We start from the raw sequence: 16,665 nt of genomic DNA, 5'->3' as shown, positions 1-16,665 counted from the left end.
TACATGAGCAAGTAACAAGAAACGGGGGTCACTCCTGTGCCGAAGTGAGTCTTTCGGGGCTCAGGAGCGACCGGCGCGCCCCAGGAACTTGGCCAGGTGCCCGAACGTCCGCATGTCGAACGTGCCCGCCAGCCCGCGGACCAGCGCCCCGAACGGCGCGTCCGCCGGCTCGACCTCCATCAGCCACGCCACCCGCCCCGCCGCGGCCGGGTCCATCACCGCCGCGCCGAGCAGCATGGTCGCGAACTGCGCGGCCGCCAGGTGCTCCACGAACGGCCGCTCGGGCCGCCGCGTGCGCAGCCACTCGCCGCCCGACCACTCGACGCCGGCGATCCACGCCCGCACGGTGGCGCGCAGCACCTCGCCCGGCTCCTCGATCCGCAACGTCCGGAACGTCATCGCGCAGATCTCTTCTCGAACCTGCTGGGCGGCGGCCAGCGCCCCCTCCGGGGCCTGCGCGCCGCCCATGCCGAGCAGGCTCGCGAAGCCCGACTCGTAGTGCTCCAGGAAGTCGAAGTACAGCCCGATCCGCACCGCCATCTGCATCGACGGCGACCCGGCCGTCACCTCGTTCAGCCGTCCGATCAGCTCCGAGCTCACCCGTTCGGCCGCCGCCGCGTACAGGTCCTGCTTGCTGTCGAAGTACCGGTACAGCGACGAACGGGACGTGCCCGCCAGCGCCGCGATGTCGTCGATCGACACCTCCGGCTCGGGCCGCCGGCCGAAGCTCTCGATCGCCGCGGCGATGATGTCCTGGCGCCGCCGGTCCTGCGACAGCCGCCGGAACGGGGGACGCCGCCGTACGCCCGGCTCCAGCCCGCCCGGCTCCGCCCCGCCGGGCTCCGCATCGGCCATGGCAGTCACCTTAGCCGCGTCCCGCGCGCGTTCCCGCCCCTCCGACGCGGCCCGCGCTGGGGGGACGCGGGCCCTGCTCGTCGGGTGATCGCCCTCTCGACGGGGCGGGCGCCGGGATGGTAGGCACGTTTATGAGCACCCCCACGCAGCCAGGGCCCCGGCGGTTCGGCATCTTCCTCGCCCCGTTCCACCCGCCCGGCCAGAACCCGACCCTCGCCCTCGAACGCGACCTGGACCTCGTCGCCCACCTGGACGCGCTCGGCTTCGACGAGGCGTGGATCGGCGAGCACCATTCCGCCGGGTACGAGATCATCGCCTCGCCCGAGGTGTTCATCGGGATCGCCGCCGAGCGCACCCGCCACATCCGGCTGGGCACCGGCGTGTCGTCCCTGCCGTACCACCACCCGCTGATGCTCGCCGACCGGATGTCGCTGCTGTCGCACCTCACCCGCGGGCGCGTCATGCTCGGGGCCGGTCCGGGCGCGCTGCCGTCCGACGCGCACATGATGGGCATCGAGGTCGCCCGCCAGCGCGACATGATGGAGGAGGCCCTGGAGGCGATCCTGCTCCTGCTGCGCGGCGGCGAGCCCGTCACGATGGAGACCGACTGGTTCACGCTGCGCGACGCCCGGCTCCAGCTCCGCCCCTACCGGGACGAGCTGGAGGTCGCCGTCGCGGCGATGGTCTCGCCGAGCGGGCCCCGCGCCGCCGGGCGGTTCGGCTGCGGGCTGCTGTCGCTCGGCGCCACGCAGGCCGCCGGGTTCGACGCCCTCGGCTACCACTGGGGCGTGATGGAGGAGCGCGCCGCCGAGTACGGCACGGTCGCCGACCGGTCGAGCTGGCGGCTGGTCGGTCCCATGCACCTCGCCGAGACCCGCGAGCAGGCGGCCCGCGACGTCGCGTTCGGCCTTCCCGACTGGGTCGCCTACTTCCAGAAGGTCGCCGCCCTGCCGATCGCGCCCGACACCGAGGACCCCGCCGCGCTGGTGGAGGCCGTCAACGCCACCGGCCTCGGCGTGATCGGCACCCCCGACGACGCCGCCGCCCAGATCGAACGGCTCGCGGCGCAGTCCGGCGGGTTCGGCACGTACCTGCTGATGGGCCACGACTGGGCCGACACCGCCCAGACCCGCCGGTCCTACGAGCTGTTCGCCCGCCATGTCGCGCCGGCGTTCCAGGGGTCGGCGCGGTCGCTGGCCGCCAGCCGCGACTGGGCCGCCGCGAACCGGCCCGAGTTCATCGGCGCCACCACCGACGCCATCATGTCCAAGATCAAGCAGCAGGAGGAGGAGTCGGCCGCCAAGCCCGACCGCCCCGCGCCCTGACCCGGCGCGGCCCGCCGCCCGGCGAACCCGCGCGAAACGTCCCCGACCGGAGCACAACGGCCGGTGAGGCAGGATCGAGGACATGCAGGTGCTCCGATCGGGGGGCGGGCGCCTTCCCCTCCCGCCTTGGCGTCCCGCCCGGCCGCGGGCGTACGCGCTGCCCGTCCTCGCCGCCCTCGCCGCGGTCGCGGCCACCGCCGACGTCCTCGCCGGCGGCCCGCTGCGCCACCTCGACCACTGGACGTTCGAGGACGGGCTGCCCGCCCCCACGGGGGCCTGGCACTGGTTCTGGCGGACGGTCGTCAACGGCGGCCAGCACTCGCTGGTCGCCCCCGCCTTCGGCCTGGTCGCGGCCGTGGTCGCGTGGCGCCGCCGGAGCGCGTGGCTGCTGCTGCGGGCGGGCGTCTGGCTCGCCTGCACCGAGGCGCTCGTGCGCGGGGCGCAGATCTTCTTCGCGCGGACGCCGCCGCACAGCGAACGCGACGCGCTGTTCGACGGCGACCACCTGTCGTACCCGTCCGGGCACGCCGCCAACGCCGCGGCCTGCCTGCTGGTCATCGCCGCGCTCGCCGGCGCGCGCCGCGGCTGGACGATCGCCGCGCACGTCCTGGCCGCCGGCGTCGCCGTCGCGGTCGTCACGCTCGGCTACCACTGGCCGACCGACGCCCTCGCCGGCTGGGGGATCGGCGCGCTGCTGGCGTGCGCGGGCCGGATCCTCGTTCCGTGGGGCTCCGCGGGCGACCGCCGGACCTCCTCTGGGCGGAACACCCCGGAGTGTCCTGGGTCACAGCCTTCTTCCACCCATTGACCGTAAGCGTCTGGTTACCAAAGCATGGGCGGCAGGTGACGAGGAGCGGAGGCAGCCGTGACCATCCAGCACGCGGGCGGAGGGCTCGACGGGATCGACCTGAGCGATCTCAACTTCTGGGGGCGTCCGCTGGAGGAACGGGCCGCCGCGTTCGCCGTCCTGCGCGCCCAGGACGGGCCGGTCCGCTTCGACGACCCGCCCGTCCCGTTCACCAAGCGGGGCAACGGCTACTGGGCGCTGGTCCGGCACGCCGACGTCACCGAGGCCAGCCGCAACCCGCAGATCTTCAGCAGCGAGCCGAACGCGACCAGCATCATCGACTCGCCCGGCTTCCTCGACCGCTACGTCAACTCCATGATCAACATGGACGACCCGCGGCACGCCAAGATCCGCCGGATCGTGTCGCGGGCGTTCAGCCCGAAGATGCTCGCCAAGACCGACGAGGACGTGCGGCGCCGCGCCGCCCGCATCGTCGACGAGCTGATCGAGTCCGGGCCGGGCGACTTCGTGTCCAAGGTCGCGATCCGGCTGCCCGTCGAGATCATCTGCGACATGCTCGGCATCCCCGCCGAGATGTATCCGCGGGTGATCCGGCTGACCAACACCGTGCTCGGCAACACCGATCCCGAGTACACCGGCATCACCCCCGACATGGGGCGGATCCGCACCGGCCTCGGGCTCGCCAAGGTCGCCCTCGCCAGCCGCGAGCTGCACGTCATCGCGTCCAAGCTCGGCAGGGAGCGGATGGCCCGCCCGACCGGCGACCTCACCTCCGCCCTGGTCAACGCCAACGTCGACGGCGAGAAGCTGACCACCCGCGAGTTCGGCACGTTCTTCCTGCTGCTCGTGGTCGCCGGGAACGAGACGACCCGTACGGCCATCGCGCACGGGCTGAAGCTGTTCACCGACAACCCCGAGCAGCGCGACCTGCTCCTGGAGGACTTCGACGGCCGCATCGCCGGCGCCGTCGAGGAGATCGTCCGCTACTCCACGCCGGTCATCGTGTTCCGCCGCAACCTCACCCGCGACCACGAGATGAACGGCCACCAGTACAAGGCCGGGGACAAGGTCGTGCTGTTCTACAACTCGGCCAACCGCGACGAGGACGTCTTCAAGGACCCCGACGCGTTCGACATCACCCGTTCGCCCAACCCGCACGTCGGGTTCGGCGGCCCCGGCCCGCACTTCTGCCTCGGCGCCAACCTCGCCCGCCGCGAGATCACCGTGATGTTCCGCGAGCTGTTCACCCGCCTGCCCGACATCCGCGCCGACGGCGAGCCCGACCGCCTGATGTCGAGCTTCATCAACGGCTTCAAGCGCCTGCCCTGCACCTTCACCGCGCCCTGAGCCGCGGTTCGCCGTCGCCCGGCGCCTGCCGGTGACGGCGAACCGCGGCTCGTCCGGGCGTCAGGCGTCCTCGGCGAGCGCGGCGGCCAGCGCCGAGGGCTCGGAGAACATCGGCCAGTGGCCCGTCGGCAGCTCCCGGTACGTCCAGTCCGGGCCCGCCATCAGCGCGAACACCGGATTGCCGCTCGCCGCCATCTGCTCCACGGCCGGCAGCGGGATCGTGTTGAGGATCAGCGTCTTCGGCACGTCCGGCAGCGGTTCGGGCCGTACCAGCGGCTGCGTCGCCGTCCCGAACGGCTGCGGCGTGCCGCGCTCGCGCATCGCCGCCAGGTGCTCCTCGCTCAGCCCCGCGAGGTTGGCCGGGTCCTCGGCCGCGTCGAACGGCGGGACGGGCAGCATCCAGCCCTCACCCTCGTCGGCCACCCGCTTCTCCCAGTGCGCCCGGCTCTCGGGGTCCTGGAAGTCGATCCCCGCCATCCCGGACGGCAGCGGGCCGCTGTCGACGTAGACGACCCGGGCGATCCGTTCGGGGATCCGGTCGGCCGCGCCCGTGACCGGCATGTTGGCGCCGCTGTGCGCGACGAGCACCACGTCCCGCAGCCCGCCGTCCTCGATCACCCGGACGATGTCGGCGACGTGGGCGTCCACGTTCACCTCGGGGGACGCCTCGTCCGCCCGTTCGGCCATCCCCGTGAGCGTCACCGCGTGCGCGCCGTGCCCCGCGGCGTGCAGCTCCGCCGCCACCGCGTCCCACGCCCACGCGCCCAGCCAGAACCCCGGGACCAGTACGAACGTCGCCATGGGCACCCCCTTCTCCGAAGATCTCCTCGTTCCGACGGGTCTCACGCTACGGTGAATACTGGACGGAACCCGCCCGGATTGAGTGAGTGTCCCTTGTCACACCCGACGACCCGCATCCTGACCATGCTCGAACTGCTCCAGGCCGGGCAGCGCGTCGGCGGCGCCGACCTCGCGCGCCGCCTCGGCGTGGACGAGCGCACCGTCCGGCGCTACGCCGCGCGGCTGGACGAACTCGGCATCCCCGTCGTCGCCGAGCGCGGCCGGTACGGCGGCTACCGGCTCATGCCCGGCTACAAGCTGCCGCCCCTGATGCTCACCGACGACGAGGCCACCGCCGTCGTCCTGGGCCTGCTCGCCGGACGCCGCCTCGGGCTGCCCGGCCAGGCCACCGAGAGCGCCCTCGCCAAGATCCAGCGCGTCCTGCCCGCCGCGCTGCGCGAACGCGTCCAGGCCCTCCAGGACACCCTCGGCTTCACCCTCGCCGCCCGTGACGCCGCCGCCCCGGCCACGGCGGCGCTGCTCACCCTCGCGGCGGCGGCCCGGGCCCGCCGCCGCGTCCGGCTGCGCTACCGGTCCTGGCGCGGCGACGCCAGCGAACGCGACCTCGACCCGTACGGGCTGGTCTTCCACTCGGGCCGCTGGTACGTCACCGGGCACGACCACCGCAGCGGCGAGGTCCGCACGTTCCGCGTGGACCGGGTCGAGTCGGCCGAGCCGGGCACCGCCACGTTCGAGGACCCGGGCGACACCGACCCCGTCGGGCACGTCACCCGCTCCCTCGCCAACGTCCCGTACGCGCACGACGTCGAAGTGCTGCTGGAAACGACCCTGGACGAGGCCCGCCGCCGCATCCCCGCCGCCGTCGCGACCCTCACCGAGACCGCCGGCGGCGTGCTGATGACCACCGGCGCGGAACACCTGGACGGGATGGCGCGGATGCTCGCCGGGCTCGGCTGGCCGTTCGTCGTCCACCGCCCGGACTCGCTGCGCGACCACGTCCGCGACCTGGCCCGCACCCTGGACGAGCAGGCCGGCCGGAACCCGTGACGCTCAGCCGTTCGCGCGGGACTCCCACTCGTGGCGGAGCATCGCGTAGACGATCTCGTCAGTCCACTCGCCCTTGACGATCTCGTTCTGGAGCAGGTGCGCCTCGCGCCGCATCCCGAGCCGTTCGAGCACCCGCGCCGACGCCGCGTTGCGGGCGTCCAGCCGCCCGACCACGCGGTGCAGGCCGAGGCCCTCGAACCCGAGCCGCAGCACCACCGCGGCCGCCTCGGTCGCGAACCCCCGCCCGTGGTAGGCGGGATTGAGGATGTAGCCGAGCTCGCCCTGCCGGTGCTCGCGGCTGCGCCACTGGAGGTTGACCTCGCCGACCAGCGCGCCCGTCTCCCGCCACACGACCGCGAGGACGAGCCAGTCGCCCTCCCGCTCGACCGTCGACGCGCCGATCTTCTGCTTGAGGAACGCGCGGGACTCCTCCAGGTTGCGCGGCTCCCAGTACAGGAACCGGGCCACGTCCGGAAGCGACTGGTACGCGTACAACCCGCCCAGATCGTCCTCGTGGAACGGGCGCAGGGTCAGGCGCTCGGTCTCGATCGGGTAGGTGGGACGCAGCACATAATGATCCTATTCGGGCCACGCCCCGTTATGCGACTCGTCACACCCGAGGAGGCCCCATGGCCGGACCGCCGCGGCTGGCGCTGCTGATCGGCCTCCAGGCGTCCGGCAAGACCACCTTCTACCGGCGCCACCTGTCCGCCACGCACCTGCACGTCAGCAAGGACGCCTTCGGCCGTTCGCGCCGCAAGCAGGCCCGCCAGACGCGCCTGGTCGCCGAGGCGCTGGAGTCCGGACGCGACGTCGCCGTGGACAACACCAACCCGGCGCCCGAGGAGTGGGAGCCCCTGATCGCCCTCGCCCGCCGCCACGGCGCCCGCGTCACCGGGTACTGGTTCCCGCCGGACGTGCCGGGCTCGCTGCGCCGCAACGCCGCGCGGCCGGACGATATCCGCGTGCCCGACGTCGGCATCTATGCCACCCTCAAGCGTCTGCGCCGCCCCCGTCCCGCCGACGGCTTCGACGAGCTGCACGCCGTGCGCTTCGACGGTACGGGCGGCTTCGCCGTCACCGGCATGGGAGCCGAGGATGAACCTGAAGGATCTTGACGCCCGGATGCGCGCACGTGAGTGGTTCCACGCCCAGACCCTGCTCCCGGGCGCGTGGGCGATCGTGCGCGTCGACGGCCGCTCGTTCTCCCGCTTCACCGCCGAACACTTCACCAAGCCGTTCGACGCCCGCTTCTCCGACCTGATGGAACGGGCCGCGCGGACCCTGCTCACCGAGCTCGGCGGCCGGTACGCCTACACCGAGAGCGACGAGATCTCCGTCGTGCTCGACCCCTCGTTCGAACTGTTCGGACGCGAGGCGGAGAAGCTGGTGTCGCTGTCGGCGGGCATCGCCACCGCGGCGTTCACCCACGCGGCGGGGGAGCCCGCCGTGTTCGACGGCCGCGTGTGGATGGGCTCCGGCGTCCAGGACGTCGTCGACTACCTGGCCTGGCGGCAGGCCGACGCCGCCCGTTGCGCCCTCAACGGCTGGTGCTACTGGACCTTGCGCCACGAGGGCGCGTCCGCCCGAGCGGCCACCCGCGCGCTGGAGGGGACCACGGCCGCGGGCAAGAACGAGCTGCTGTTCGAGCGCGGCGTCAACTTCAACGAGGTGCCCGCCTGGCAGCGCCGCGGCGTCGGGCTGTGGTGGGAGACCTACGACAAGACGGGCCACGACCCGATCCGTGACAGGGCCGTCAGTGCCAGCCGGCGGCGGGTTCGCGTGGAGCGGCACCTGCCCATGAGGGACGGCTATCGGGAGCTTGTTCGCCGCGTGGTCGCCCAGGGGCGTTGAACGGGTGGGGTTTTGTGGTGAGGTGGGTGGGGTTAGGGTACGGGCGCACGGGGGGTGAGCGCCTATCGAGGGAGCGGCTCCGTGGCTGACACGACCGACCGTTTCGAAGAGCTGGACGACGCCTTCTTCGCCGATCCGTACCGGGCCTACCGGCGGTGGGGCGAGCGTGGAGTCGTGCACAAGGTGCGCTTCTCGGACGGGCGGTGGGGGTGGGTGGTCACCGGGTACGAGGAGGGCCGTGCGGCGCTCGCCGACCCGCGGCTGCGCAAGTCGGGTGCGAACGCGCGTTGGTTCGGCGGGGAGGCGCCTTCCAACAGCCACATGCTGGATTCGGACCCGCCTGACCACACCCGGCTGCGCAGGCTGGTGAATAAGGCGTTCACGCCTCGCGCCGTGGAGAGGCTCCGGCCGCGCGTGGAGGAGATCACCGGGACGCTGCTCGACGGCATGGCCAGCGAGCGGCGGGTGGATCTGGTGGCGTCGTTCGCGGTGCCGCTGCCGATCACGGTGATCGGCGAGGTGCTCGGGGTTCCGGCGGGCGAACGGATCGAGTTCCGGCGCCGGGCCGCGGCGATGTTCCAGTCGGGCGGGAGCAGGGCCGTCGCGCAGGAGCTGATGGGGTTCCTGGGCACGCTGGTGCAGTCCAAGCGGGAGCGCCCGGCGGACGACCTGCTGTCGGACCTGGTGCGGGCCCGCGACGACGGCGACCGGCTCACCGAGCGCGAACTCGTCGCGACGGCGTTCCTGCTGCTGTTCGCCGGGCACGAGACCACGGTCAGCCTCATCGGGAACGGCACGTACGCGCTGCTGCGCAACCCGGACCAGCTCAAGGCCCTGCGGGCGGACCCGGAGCTGCTGCCCGCCGCGATCGAGGAGTTCCTGCGCTACGACGGGCCGGTGGGGTTCGCGACGCTCCGCTACGCGGCGGAGCCGATGGCGATCGGCGGTCAGGAGATCGCGGCGGGGGAGTTCGTGCACGTCGCCATCGGCGCGGCCAACCGCGACCCGGCGAAGTACGCCGAGCCCGACCGTCTCGACATCACGCGCGACACGGCGGGGCACGTCGCCTTCGGGCACGGCATCCACTACTGCGTGGGAGCGCCCCTGGCGCGGATGGAGGGGACGATCGCGTTCTCCCGGATGCTGGAGCGCTTCCCCGCGTTGAGATTGGCGGACGAGGCGCAGACGCCGCGATGGCACGAGGCGTTCCGGATCCGGGGTCTGGTCAGCCTCCCGGTGGCCCTCTCCTGATCAGCCTCGGCCGACGAAGGAGGGCATGGCGGTGGCCATCACGGTGAGGAACTGCACGTTGGCGTCCAGCGGCAGCCCGGCCATGTAGACGACGGCGTCGACGACGTGCCGCACGTCCATCACCGGTTCGGCCTTGACGGATCCGTCGGCCTGGAGCGTCCCCGAGCCGAACGCGGTCGTCATGTCGGTCGCGGCGTTGCCGATGTCGATCTGCCCGCACGCGATCCGGTACGGGCGGCCCTCCAGCGACAGCGACTTGGTCAGGCCCGTCACCGCGTGCTTGCTGGCGGTGTAGGCGGCCGACCGGGGACGGGGCGTGTGCGCCGACAGCGAGCCGTTGTTGATGATCCGGCCGCCTCGCGGGTCCTGGTCGCGCATCATCCGGAACGCCCGCTGCGCGCACAGGAACGACCCGGTCAGGTTCGTTCCGATGACCTTCTCCCACTCGTCGTGCGGGACGTCCTCGACGGGCGCGGGAGCGCCGAACGTGCCGGCGTTGTTGACCAGCAGGTCCAGCCGGCCCCAGCGGTCGCGGACCGCCGCGAACAGCGCGTCGGCCGAGGCGGGCGAGGTGACGTCGGCGGTCACGGGCATCGCGTCGCCTTCCGCGGCCTCGTCCGCGGTCCGCTGGAGTGTGTCCGCGCGGCGTCCGGCGAGCGCGACCCGCCATCCGTCCCGCAGGAACGCGGTCGCGACCGCGGCCCCGATCCCCGAACCCGCGCCCGTCACCAGCGCCACCCGACCCGAGCCGTTCACGGCATCTCTCCCTTCGCTCGTCGCCCAGAGTCTGCCAGGCCGCGCATCACGGGCCCTGGAAGCGGTTGATCGCCCACGAATCGTGCAATAACAGCTACATAACGTAATCGACGCGGATCGGGTGCCGACTCGGGGGGCGTGGTGGGCGAACGGCTGAAGGTCCTGGTGACGGGGGCGAGCGGCTACATCGGGGGACGGCTGGTCCCCGAGCTGCTGGACGCCGGGCACGCGGTGCGGTGCGCCGTGCGGCGGCCCGGCTCGCTGCGCGGCCTGCCCTGGGCGGACCGGGTCGAGACGGTGGTGGCCGACGTGACCGACGGCGCGGCGATCCGCGCGGCGCTGGAGGGGATCGACGTCGCGTACTACCTGGTGCACGGCCTGACGAGCGGGCGCGACTTCGCCGCGTCCGACCGCGAGGCGGCCCGCACGTTCGCGGACGCCGCCGGCCGCGCGGGGGCTGGACGGGTCGTCTACCTCGGCGGTCTCGCCTCGGGCGGGAAGGTCTCGCCGCACCTGCGCTCCCGCAACGAGGTCGGCGAGATCCTGCTGGCGGGCGAGGCCCCCGCGATCGTGCTGCGCGCCGCGGTGATCATCGGTTCGGGTTCGGCGTCGTTCGAGATGCTGCGCTACCTCACCGAACGGCTGCCCGCCATGGTGACGCCGCACTGGGTCGACACCCGCATCCAGCCCATCGCCATCCGGGACGTGCTGCGCTATCTCGCCGCATGCGCCGTCCTGCCCGCGGGCACCAGCGGAACGTTCGACATCGGCGGCCCCGACGTGCTGACCTACCGCGAGATGATGCGCCGGTACGCGGCGGTCGCGGGCCTGAACCACCGGATCGTCTTCGGCGTGCCGATCCTCACCCCGAAGCTGTCGAGCCTGTGGGTCGGCCTGGTCACCCCGATCCCGTCGTCCATCGCGCGGCCCCTGGTGGAGTCGCTGCGCACCGAGGTGGTGTGCCGCGATCACCGGATCGCCGGCCTGGTCCCCGATCCGCCCGGCGGGCTGATCGGCTTCGACCAGGCGGTCGAGCTCGCGCTCCGCAAGATCCGCGAGGCGGACGTCGCGACCCGCTGGACGTCGGCGTCCACGCCGGGCCGCCCGAGCGACCCGCTGCCCTCCGACCCCGACTGGGCGGGAGGCAGCCTCTTCATCGACGAGCGGACGGCCACCGCGGACGCGCCCGCCTCGGCGGTCTGGCGGGTGATCGAGGGCCTCGGCGGGGAGAACGGCTGGTACTCGCTGCCGGTCGCGTGGCGGCTGCGCGGCTGGATCGACCGGGTCACCGGCGGGGTCGGGCTGCGGCGCGGGCGCCGCGACCCCGAGCACCTGCGCGTCGGCGACGCCGTCGACTTCTGGCGCGTCGAGGAGGTCGAGCCGGGCCGCCTGCTCAGGCTCCGCGCCGAGATGCGGCTGCCGGGCCTCGCCTGGCTGGAGCTCTCGGTGACGCCCGAGGACGGCCGGACGGTCCTGCACCAGCGGGCGATCTTCCACCCGCAGGGACTGCCGGGCCACCTGTACTGGCGGGCGATCTCCCCGTTCCACGCCCTGATCTTCGGCCGGATGCCGCGCAACATCGCCGCCGCGGCGCGGGGCGACGGTTCCGATGAGCCTCCGGCGCCGCGGCCCTCGCCCGGCGACCGGGCACCGGCCGCCCGCTGAGGCCCGGCCCCGGGACCGGGGGGGGACGGCGGCGGGCCGCGGGTCAGCCGGTGCGCCGCCAGTAGACCGATTCGGGGTCGATGCGGACGATGGCGTCCTCGATGCCCCGGCGCTTGCGGAACTCGGTGACGGCCTTCCGGCACGAGCCGATGGAGTAGTCGTCGATGATGACGTAGCCGCCGACCGACAGCTTGTCGTAGAGGTGGGTCAGCGCGTCCATCGTGGAGTCGTACAGGTCGCCGTCCAGCCGCATGATCGCCAGCTTCTCGATCGGCGCGTCCGGCAGCGAGTCGCGGAACCAGCCGGGCAGGAACGCCACCTGGTCGTCCAGCAGCTCGTAGCGGGCGAAGTTGGCGCGGACGGTCTCCTCCGGCACGCCGAGCACGTCGTTGAACGAGTCGAGCCTCATCCACCGGTCGAGCGGGTTGGCCGCCTCGGCCGTCGGCGGGATGCCCTGGAACGAGTCGGCGACCCAGACGCGGCGGTCGCTCACCTGGTGGGCGGCGAGCATCCCGCGCATGAAGATGCACGCGCCGCCGCGCCACACCCCCGTCTCGATGAAGTCTCCGGGCACGCCGTCGGCGAGCACGCTCTCGATGCGGCGCTGGAGGTCGTCCAGCCGGGTCATGCCGACCATCGTGTGCGCGCGGGTCGGCCAGTCGGTGCCGCTGACGCGCTTGGCGAGGTCGAACTCCGTCCCCTCGGCCAGCGGGAACCGGGGGTCCTGCTCGTCCTCGTAGATCAGGTTGACGAGGACCCTCTTCAGAAGGTCGATGTAAAGGTCGCGCGGTCGCTTGTGCACGGAGCTCCCCTCGGGGTGAAGAGTGCCGGGACCCGGCCCGTTCAGGTGGCGGTGACGCCCGCGTCCGCCGCGCGCTGGGCCTCCTCGAACCAGGCGATGGTCCATTTCAGGCCCTGGACGACGTCGACGGACGGTTCCCAGCCGAGCAGCGTGCGGGCGAGCGTGATGTCGGGCCGCCGCACCGCGGGGTCGTCGACCGGGCGGGGGACGAACTCGATCGCCGACGCCGAGCCGGTCAGGTCGATGACGAGGCGGGCGAGGTCGCGGATGGACGTCTCGCGGGGGCCGCCGATGTTCACCGGGCCCGGCGCGTCGTGCTCGGCGAGCCGGATGATCCCCTCGACGGTGTCGTCCACGTAGCACAGCGAACGGGTCTGCGAGCCGTCCCCGGTGACCGGGAGCGGAGCGCCGGCGAGCGCCCGCCGGACGAACGTCGGGACGGCCCGCCCGTCGTCCGGCCGCATCCGCGGACCGAAGGTGTTGAAGACGCGGGCGACCGCGGTGCTCATCCCGTGGCTGTCGCGGTAGGCGAACGTGAGGGCCTCGGCGAACCGCTTCGCCTCGTCGTAGACGCTGCGCGGGCCGACGGGGTTGACGTGGCCCCAGTAGCTCTCCGGCTGCGGGTGCACCTGCGGGTCCCCGTACACCTCGGACGTCGAGGCGAGGACGTACCGGGCGTTCCGTTCGCGGGCGAGGCCGAGCGTGCGCAGGGTGCCGAGGGAGCCGGCCTTGAGCGTCTCGATGGGGTACCTGAGGTAGTCGGCCGGCGACGCCGGCGACGCCAGGTGCAGGACCAGGTCCACCCGCCCGCTCACGTGCACGTACTCGGTGACGTCCCGCCGGACGAGGTGGAACGGCCCGATGTCGGCGAGGCGGGCCACGTTGGCCGGCCCGCCGGTGAGGAAGCTGTCCAGGCACAGCACTTCGTAACCGCGAACCAGCAGCCGTTCGCAAAGGTTCGAGCCGATAAACCCGGCACCGCCCGTCACGACGGCGCGTCTTATCGCCATACTTGTTTACCTCGCTACTTTCGGACGCGGCCGCCCGGTCATGCTGAAATGAATGCCACAGCGCCTTGAAAGGCTACTCAATAGCGCCGCGACAAGCGCTTGACCGGTTATCGACCACGTGTTATGCGTGCTGGTCGAATTCATCGAACAACGACTATTGACCTCCGTCATCACGATCACTAGCATCGGCTGCTGACATCACGTTCGTTCCGGACGTGCGAGCGAGACAGGGGAGTGTCAAGTCATGGCCACGACTACCGACCAGACCCGCCGCGACCTGCTCGAAACCGGTTACTCCCTGATGGAGCTCGACGCCGTCGGCGCCGACCGGCTCGCGACCGTGCTGCGCCGCGGAAAGGATTTCTTCGCCCGCTCCTTCGAGGACAAGTCCCGGCATTCCTCGGACGATCCGAATTTCGGCTTCCTGCCCATGGGCATGGAGTATTCCATCACTCCGGAGCGGCCCGACCTGAACGAGCGGTTCGCGCTCTGGTCCGATCGCGTCGACCGCATTCCGGGGTCGTCCGAGATCGCGCCGTTCACCGATGCGCTGCTGGCGTGGCGCGACGTTCTGATCCCGTTCGTGACGCGTTTGCTGGACGGCCTGTCCCGGCATTTCGGAGCCGATGGCGCCCCGGCGTTCGAGGCGGCTTCCTACCTCCAGCTCAACAATTACGTCGAGGCGCCGTCGGACCGGGAGTTCCTCCAGGACCGGCATGAGGACGGGCACCTGCTGACCGTGATCCACACGACCGGGCCGGGGCTGGAGATCTTCCCGAGCGGGGACGCGCCGGTGCCGGTGCGGACCTCTCCCGGGCAGGTGCTGGTCATGCCCGCGTCCGTGCTCAGCGGCCTCACGGGCGGGGCCGTCGGGGCCCTCGACCACCAGGTCCGCAACCTCGCGCTGCCCGAGCGCATGGCGCTGATGTACTTCGTCAACCCCGAGCTGTCCGAGCCGCTGCACCCCTGGGTCGGCGACCGGTCCGTCGACCTGCGCGACGAGGCCAGGACCAACCCGGCCGCGTTCGGGCTGCCCGAGGTGCCGGTGCTCTGAGCGCCGGTTCATGCGGACCCGAGGGCGCCGGCGTTGGAGTAGCCGCCCATGAAGTAGTTGAGGGTCGCGCGCCGGGACGGCACGACCTCGATGCCGCGGCGGTACAGAACCTGGGCGTACGCCACGTCCTCGGTGATCTCCAGCCGCCGCTTGGCCGCGGAGAAGCGCTCCGGGAACGGCACGTCCTCGAACACGGTCCGCCGCACCAGGAACTCGCTCGTGTCGACCCGCGCGACCAGCCTGCCGCCCGCGACGAACACGTCGCGGACCACGTTCGAGCCCGGCTCGAAGACGCCGTGCGCGCTGAGCTGGGCGAACGAGCGGGCCCTGCGGTCCGGGTCCGGGTGCCACGGGTCCTCGCCCGCGAGGAGGTAGGGCGTCCCGTCGGGATTCCAGACGCGCCGCCAGCTGTGGGCCGCGCCCGCGCCGGGAGCGGCCCGCAGGGCGGCGACGAGCGTCTCCAGATGGTCGGGCTCGAAGGTGTTGTCGTCGTCGAGCTGCGCGACGAACTCGCCGCTCCCCAGCCGGGCGCCCTTGTTGCGCAGGTACGCGAGCCGGGCGGGCCGGTAGTCCATCGGCAGGTCCGGGTCGCTCTCCAGCGTGACGTTCCTGACCAGCGCCTCAGGGAACCGCTCCGCCAGCTCGCCGCGCAGCGCCGCCAGCTCCAGGCAGCGGTCTCCGAGGACGATGTGCTCGACGTGGACGTTCCTTTGCGCCGCCGCCGACTCCATGGCGCGCACGAGGAGGTCCGTCCTGCCCCGGGTGGGCGTCACCACGGTCACGGTCGGCAGGGGACCCGCCTGTCGGGACTCGCTCATCCGTGCTCACTCTCCCGCCGGCGGGTCAGCACCAGCGCGGCGCTGTTGCCCGCGAATCCGAAGCTGTCGACCAGCACCGACGTCGCGTCGCACGGCGCCGCGCCGCCCAGCAGGCGCAACCGCCGGGTCGGCTCGGGATCGGCGAGGCCCGGTGTGCCGGGCGCCAGCCGTTCGCGCAGTGCGTAGACGCCGGCCGTCACGGCGGGGAACGCCGAGGCGTGCATCAGGTGCCCGATGGCGCCCTTGTGCGAGCTGACCGGAACACCGTCCCACCCCATCCGTTCGGCCAGGCGCTCCAGGCCCGCGATCTCGGCCTCGTCGCCCTGGACGGTACCGGTCGCGTGCGCGTGGACGTACGGCGGCGCGGTCAGCCCCGCCTCGCGCACGGCGCGGAGCGCGCAGTCGGTGACGACCTCCGGATCGGTGGACGAGGCGTCGCCCGCGGCGACCCGGGAGACGGCCCCGGCGAGGTCGATGTCCGTCGCCGCGCCCCGGCGGGCCGCGTGCCCGGCGGCCTCCAGGACCAGCGCGCCCGCGCCGTCCCCGAGGGCGATGCCCGAACGGGCCCGGTCGAACGGCTGCGGCCTGCTCGCCGTCAGGGCGCGGCTGACGTGCATGCCGAGGAGCTCGTAGCCGTTCAGAGCGGACGCTCCGGCGATGACGGCGACCTCGGCCAGGCCGCCCGAGAGCCAGTCCCGGGCGAGGCCGGCCGCCACCGCGCCGGACGCGCAGGCGTGGGACAGGTGGACCTGCTCGCACGACGCGGGGATCAGCGGGTGCTCCCACGGCCACGCGTCCAGCATCTCCGCGGCGTGGTCGTCGGGCGGCCGTCCCGGTTCCGGGCCCTGGCCGACGCGGATCACGAGCGCGCCGTCCGGTACGGAGGGCAGGCGCGCGTCGGCGAGGGCCTCCCGCAGCGCCAGGTCGAGCATCGCGAGCCGCCGCGGGGAGCCCTCGATCTCGTACGAGATCCCCCGCACGGGGAACGGCGCGGTGCCCGGCCGGTCGCGCACGGGCGGAAGGGCGTTGCCGAGGAGGCCGTCCCAGAAGCGCCGCGTGCCCGGTCCGTACGGCGTGACGAGGCCGGTGCCGGTGATGAGGACGCTCATGGACGGGGCTCCCGTTCGATCGCCTCCGCGAGCCGCCGGAGCCGGCGGCGGTCCATCTTCTGCGAGCGGAGGCGGGGAAGCTCGGGGACCACCATGACGCGCCGGGGGACGAACTGCGGCGGCAGCACGGCGGCCCCGCCTCCCGGACGCGCCGTTCCTCCTC

Annotated in this window: 18 protein-coding genes; 9 read left to right on the top strand and 9 right to left on the bottom strand. The window is 72.9% G+C overall.

Going from position 1 to position 16,665, the window contains the following annotated elements:
* Positions 1-60: 60 nt before the first annotated feature.
* Positions 61-855, bottom strand: coding sequence for a TetR/AcrR family transcriptional regulator (locus GEV43_RS42815; RefSeq protein ID WP_160826390.1), 795 nt, complete (start codon positions 853-855; stop codon positions 61-63).
* 131 nt (positions 856-986) lie between these two features.
* Between GEV43_RS42815 and GEV43_RS42810 the strand changes: the two genes are divergently transcribed.
* From GEV43_RS42810 to GEV43_RS42800, 3 genes are all read left to right on the top strand, one after another.
* Positions 987-2,180 (top strand): LLM class flavin-dependent oxidoreductase, encoded by a 1,194-nt coding sequence (locus GEV43_RS42810; RefSeq protein ID WP_160826389.1) that lies wholly within the window; start codon positions 987-989, stop codon positions 2,178-2,180.
* An 82-nt stretch (positions 2,181-2,262) separates the two neighbouring features.
* Positions 2,263-2,988 carry a phosphatase PAP2 family protein gene (locus GEV43_RS42805; RefSeq protein WP_160826388.1) on the top strand — a complete coding sequence of 242 codons (726 nt, stop codon included), beginning with the start codon at positions 2,263-2,265 and terminating at the stop codon, positions 2,986-2,988.
* A 57-nt stretch (positions 2,989-3,045) separates the two neighbouring features.
* Positions 3,046-4,335, top strand: coding sequence for a cytochrome P450 (locus tag GEV43_RS42800; RefSeq protein WP_160826387.1), 1,290 nt, complete (start codon positions 3,046-3,048; stop codon positions 4,333-4,335).
* A 60-nt stretch (positions 4,336-4,395) separates the two neighbouring features.
* Here the strand turns inward: GEV43_RS42800 and GEV43_RS42795 are convergent, their stop codons facing one another.
* On the bottom strand, positions 4,396-5,136 hold the full coding sequence (locus GEV43_RS42795) for an alpha/beta fold hydrolase (protein WP_160826386.1): 741 nt from the start codon (positions 5,134-5,136) through the stop codon (positions 4,396-4,398).
* Positions 5,137-5,229: 93 nt separating this feature from the next.
* Between GEV43_RS42795 and GEV43_RS42790 the strand changes: the two genes are divergently transcribed.
* Positions 5,230-6,183 (top strand): YafY family protein, encoded by a 954-nt coding sequence (locus tag GEV43_RS42790; RefSeq protein ID WP_160826385.1) that lies wholly within the window; start codon positions 5,230-5,232, stop codon positions 6,181-6,183.
* 3 nt (positions 6,184-6,186) lie between these two features.
* Here the strand turns inward: GEV43_RS42790 and GEV43_RS42785 are convergent, their stop codons facing one another.
* Positions 6,187-6,753, bottom strand: a complete 567-nt coding sequence (locus tag GEV43_RS42785) for a GNAT family N-acetyltransferase (RefSeq protein WP_160826384.1) — start codon at positions 6,751-6,753, stop codon at positions 6,187-6,189.
* Positions 6,754-6,812: 59 nt separating this feature from the next.
* Between GEV43_RS42785 and GEV43_RS42780 the strand changes: the two genes are divergently transcribed.
* The 3 genes from GEV43_RS42780 (at position 6,813) to GEV43_RS55660 (ending at position 9,288) form a co-directional block, all read left to right on the top strand.
* Positions 6,813-7,301 carry an ATP-binding protein gene (locus tag GEV43_RS42780; RefSeq protein WP_160826383.1) on the top strand — a complete coding sequence of 163 codons (489 nt, stop codon included), beginning with the start codon at positions 6,813-6,815 and terminating at the stop codon, positions 7,299-7,301.
* A gap of 7 nt (positions 7,302-7,308) precedes the next feature.
* Complete coding sequence (locus GEV43_RS42775) at positions 7,309-8,037, top strand: tRNA(His) guanylyltransferase Thg1 family protein (protein WP_206681677.1); 729 nt, start codon at positions 7,309-7,311, stop codon at positions 8,035-8,037.
* An 81-nt stretch (positions 8,038-8,118) separates the two neighbouring features.
* Positions 8,119-9,288 (top strand): cytochrome P450, encoded by a 1,170-nt coding sequence (locus GEV43_RS55660; RefSeq protein ID WP_160826381.1) that lies wholly within the window; start codon positions 8,119-8,121, stop codon positions 9,286-9,288.
* Here GEV43_RS55660 and GEV43_RS42765 read toward each other — a convergent pair whose 3' ends face one another.
* Positions 9,289-10,044, bottom strand: coding sequence for an SDR family oxidoreductase (locus GEV43_RS42765; RefSeq protein ID WP_309240283.1), 756 nt, complete (start codon positions 10,042-10,044; stop codon positions 9,289-9,291).
* Positions 10,045-10,185: 141 nt separating this feature from the next.
* Between GEV43_RS42765 and GEV43_RS42760 the strand changes: the two genes are divergently transcribed.
* Positions 10,186-11,709 carry an SDR family oxidoreductase gene (locus GEV43_RS42760; protein ID WP_309240282.1) on the top strand — a complete coding sequence of 508 codons (1,524 nt, stop codon included), beginning with the start codon at positions 10,186-10,188 and terminating at the stop codon, positions 11,707-11,709.
* 43 nt (positions 11,710-11,752) lie between these two features.
* On the opposite strand, the gene GEV43_RS42755 is transcribed toward GEV43_RS42760, so the two are convergent.
* A complete protein-coding gene (locus GEV43_RS42755; protein ID WP_309240281.1) occupies positions 11,753-12,511 on the bottom strand; it encodes a TylF/MycF/NovP-related O-methyltransferase in 759 nt (252 codons plus the stop codon).
* A gap of 41 nt (positions 12,512-12,552) precedes the next feature.
* Positions 12,553-13,521, bottom strand: coding sequence for a UDP-glucuronic acid decarboxylase family protein (locus tag GEV43_RS42750; RefSeq protein ID WP_160826379.1), 969 nt, complete (start codon positions 13,519-13,521; stop codon positions 12,553-12,555).
* Positions 13,522-13,765: 244 nt separating this feature from the next.
* Between GEV43_RS42750 and GEV43_RS42745 the strand changes: the two genes are divergently transcribed.
* Entirely contained in the window at positions 13,766-14,575 is an 810-nt protein-coding gene (locus GEV43_RS42745) for an isopenicillin N synthase family oxygenase (protein WP_160826378.1), read from the top strand.
* 8 nt (positions 14,576-14,583) lie between these two features.
* Here the strand turns inward: GEV43_RS42745 and GEV43_RS42740 are convergent, their stop codons facing one another.
* The 3 genes from GEV43_RS42740 to GEV43_RS54365 are packed head-to-tail and all read right to left on the bottom strand — an operon-like array spanning position 14,584 to position 16,630.
* Complete coding sequence (locus GEV43_RS42740) at positions 14,584-15,393, bottom strand: glycosyltransferase family 2 protein (protein ID WP_160826377.1); 810 nt, start codon at positions 15,391-15,393, stop codon at positions 14,584-14,586.
* A complete protein-coding gene (locus GEV43_RS42735; protein WP_160826376.1) occupies positions 15,390-16,502 on the bottom strand; it encodes a beta-ketoacyl synthase N-terminal-like domain-containing protein in 1,113 nt (370 codons plus the stop codon). The genes GEV43_RS42740 and GEV43_RS42735 overlap by 4 nt, the downstream gene beginning before the upstream one ends.
* Entirely contained in the window at positions 16,499-16,630 is a 132-nt protein-coding gene (locus tag GEV43_RS54365; protein WP_302931441.1) for a hypothetical protein, read from the bottom strand. Before GEV43_RS54365 ends, GEV43_RS42735 begins: the two co-directional genes overlap by 4 nt.
* Between the last annotated feature and the right edge of the window lie 35 nt (positions 16,631-16,665).

Origin of the sequence: Actinomadura sp. J1-007 (assembly GCF_009793335.1) — a bacterium.
Lineage (GTDB): Bacteria > Actinomycetota > Actinomycetes > Streptosporangiales > Streptosporangiaceae > Spirillospora > Spirillospora yumaensis.
The sequence above is the reverse complement of the archived record's forward strand: the minus strand, read 5'-3'. Positions and strand labels throughout refer to the sequence as shown.

What these genes read in the sequence shown, in the direction of transcription:
- GEV43_RS42805 (WP_160826388.1), top strand. Translation starts at nt 2,263, where the DNA reads ATGCAGGTGCTCCGATCGGGGGGCGGGCGCCTTCCCCTCCCGCCTTGG.
- GEV43_RS42750 (WP_160826379.1), bottom strand. Translation starts at nt 13,521, where the DNA reads ATGGCGATAAGACGCGCCGTCGTGACGGGCGGTGCCGGGTTTATCGGC.
- GEV43_RS42740 (WP_160826377.1), bottom strand. Translation starts at nt 15,393, where the DNA reads ATGAGCGAGTCCCGACAGGCGGGTCCCCTGCCGACCGTGACCGTGGTG.
- GEV43_RS42815 (WP_160826390.1), bottom strand. Translation starts at nt 855, where the DNA reads ATGGCCGATGCGGAGCCCGGCGGGGCGGAGCCGGGCGGGCTGGAGCCG.
- GEV43_RS42810 (WP_160826389.1), top strand. Translation starts at nt 987, where the DNA reads ATGAGCACCCCCACGCAGCCAGGGCCCCGGCGGTTCGGCATCTTCCTC.
- GEV43_RS42780 (WP_160826383.1), top strand. Translation starts at nt 6,813, where the DNA reads ATGGCCGGACCGCCGCGGCTGGCGCTGCTGATCGGCCTCCAGGCGTCC.
- GEV43_RS42745 (WP_160826378.1), top strand. Translation starts at nt 13,766, where the DNA reads ATGGCCACGACTACCGACCAGACCCGCCGCGACCTGCTCGAAACCGGT.
- GEV43_RS42795 (WP_160826386.1), bottom strand. Translation starts at nt 5,136, where the DNA reads ATGGCGACGTTCGTACTGGTCCCGGGGTTCTGGCTGGGCGCGTGGGCG.
- GEV43_RS42735 (WP_160826376.1), bottom strand. Translation starts at nt 16,502, where the DNA reads ATGAGCGTCCTCATCACCGGCACCGGCCTCGTCACGCCGTACGGACCG.
- GEV43_RS42775 (WP_206681677.1), top strand. Translation starts at nt 7,309, where the DNA reads ATGCGCGCACGTGAGTGGTTCCACGCCCAGACCCTGCTCCCGGGCGCG.